The organism is Streptococcus mitis (assembly GCF_003942965.1).
Classification (GTDB): domain Bacteria; phylum Bacillota; class Bacilli; order Lactobacillales; family Streptococcaceae; genus Streptococcus; species Streptococcus mitis_BH.
Window position 1 is genome coordinate 1 of record NZ_RJOG01000061.1, and the last position, 1,987, is coordinate 1,987.

1 protein-coding gene and 2 pseudogenes are annotated in these 1,987 nt (G+C 28.1%); all 3 read left to right on the forward strand.

Features of this window, described 5'->3' with window-relative positions:
• Window positions 1-652: pseudogene (locus D8837_RS09555) on the forward strand (glycosyltransferase family 2 protein); the annotation flags it as partial.
• Window positions 642-1,604, forward strand: coding sequence for a glycosyltransferase family 2 protein (locus tag D8837_RS09185; RefSeq protein ID WP_045604971.1), 963 nt, complete (start codon window positions 642-644; stop codon window positions 1,602-1,604). The pseudogene D8837_RS09555 and the gene D8837_RS09185, both read left to right, overlap by 11 nt.
• Window positions 1,604-1,987 (forward strand): annotated as a pseudogene (locus D8837_RS09635) (hypothetical protein); the annotation flags it as partial. The gene D8837_RS09185 and the pseudogene D8837_RS09635, both read left to right, overlap by 1 nt.

Genomic DNA, 1,987 nt, shown 5'->3' on the forward strand with positions numbered 1-1,987 from the left:
TATGATTATTACAAATTATACTGAACAACATACCTATAATCAGACTGAAAAAGAGATTAGTTTTTCTGATATTTTAGATTGTAATAAAATATATCAGGGAATACCTTTCAAACGTATTCCCATGCATGCTCTGACTTATAAAACATCGATATTAAAAGAATCTAGAATTAATATAAGTGAAAAAACCTTTTATGTTGATATGGAATATACTTTGTTACCTTTGCAATACGTAAAAAGTTATGTTTATCTTGATTTAAATGTTTACCAGTATTTCTTAGGTAGAAAAGATCAGAGTATGAATTTAAATGTGATGAAACAAAAAGCAGATCATCACAATAGAGTAACCAAAAAAATTCTCAATTATTATGAAGTAATTCGATTTGATAAGAACTTAGAGCCAGTAGTCAAAAATGCATTGACATACTTAATCAACAAGCAATGTCAGTTGTTTATAATGAATAAGAATATCGAGGAAGCGAGCCGATTATTTAGTTATGCTCATAAGTGCCATTATAGATGGAAATATGATCATTCGAAAAAAACGGTCTCACTAATTTATATAAATTCTAGATTTAAAAATATATTTAACCCCATCTTAAAACCGTTAATCAAAAAGCAACAAAAAGAATGGAGTGAGATGGATGAATATTAGTGTAGTTATTCCTGTATATAATGTTGAGGATTACCTTCATTACGCTATAGATAGTTTAGTAAATCAAACACATAAAAATTTTGAGGTTTTACTAATCAATGATGGCTCTACTGATAATTCAGGAAAATTATGTGATAAATATGCTCAAGAATATGATTGGATTAGGGTATTTCATAAAGAGAATGGTGGTCTATCAGATGCACGTAATTATGGAGTGTTAAAAGCAACTAATGAGTGGATATTCTTTTTGGATCCGGACGATTATATAGAGCCTTTTACATTTGAATTATTGACTCTTATTCGAGCAAAATATCAAGCTGATTTGATTTCAACAAAAGTTCAAACTACAAATGAATATGAAAAATACTTCGCAGAACAATTTAATTTAGAATCTAGTCAAAGAGTTACGAAAGAAGAAGCACTAGAATTAATGCTGGAAGATAAGGTTGCAACGGTATCTGCATGTGCAAAACTTTATAAAAAACAAATTTTAGAAATGAGACCATTTCCTATAGGAAAAATTTATGAAGATTTTTTTGTTGTAGCTGAACATTTAAGATTAGCTGAACAAATAGTTATTTCACCTGTTGTTACCTATCATTACTATCGTCGTCCTGGAAGTATCGTACAATCTCAATTTACAGATAAGCGATTTGATTTTTTTGAAGCAGGTGAGTATAACAGGAATCAAATAAAACAATTTTATAGTGGTAATAGTGTAGAAAAGGCGTTAAATTTAAAAATTGTTCAAGGTTCTTTTCATATATCTGAAGCCGCAGCTTCTACGGACACAAAAGCTTTAAGAAATATTGTTAAAAAAGTACGTTCATTTTACTGGAGTATAATCTTTGACTCTAAAGCTTCTGTAAAATTTAAAGTGAAATATAGCTGGTTTTTACTTACTCCCAATTTATACTGTCGTATAAAAAAAATGCTAAAAAGGAGTATATAATGTTTTTAGTTTTTTTAATGTTTTTTGGTGTATTTCTATTATTTCCAATTATAACTACGCCATTCTTATTAATTCCAATAGTTTATAGGTTTAGATATAGTCGATATTATTTAATGTTATTTGTTATAGGTATTTCCTTAATTGCGCTAAGGTATATTCCGTATTTTACTGATGATGGAGCCTATCATTTTAAGGCTGCATATCTGTACCAATTCTATGATAACATTTTTGACTGGTTTAAAAATTTGATGTCAAAAAACATTCCAACTGAATACGGATACTACAATTATCCATTATTTGCGCTATTGTTATATATATTTAGTAAAACTGGGACATATTCATTAATTAGTTTTACAGTCATTATGATTGTTTATTTCTTATAT

Coding starts and splice junctions, on each gene's coding strand:
- D8837_RS09185 (WP_045604971.1), top strand. CDS start 642: ATGAATATTAGTGTAGTTATTCCTGTATATAATGTTGAGGATTACCTT.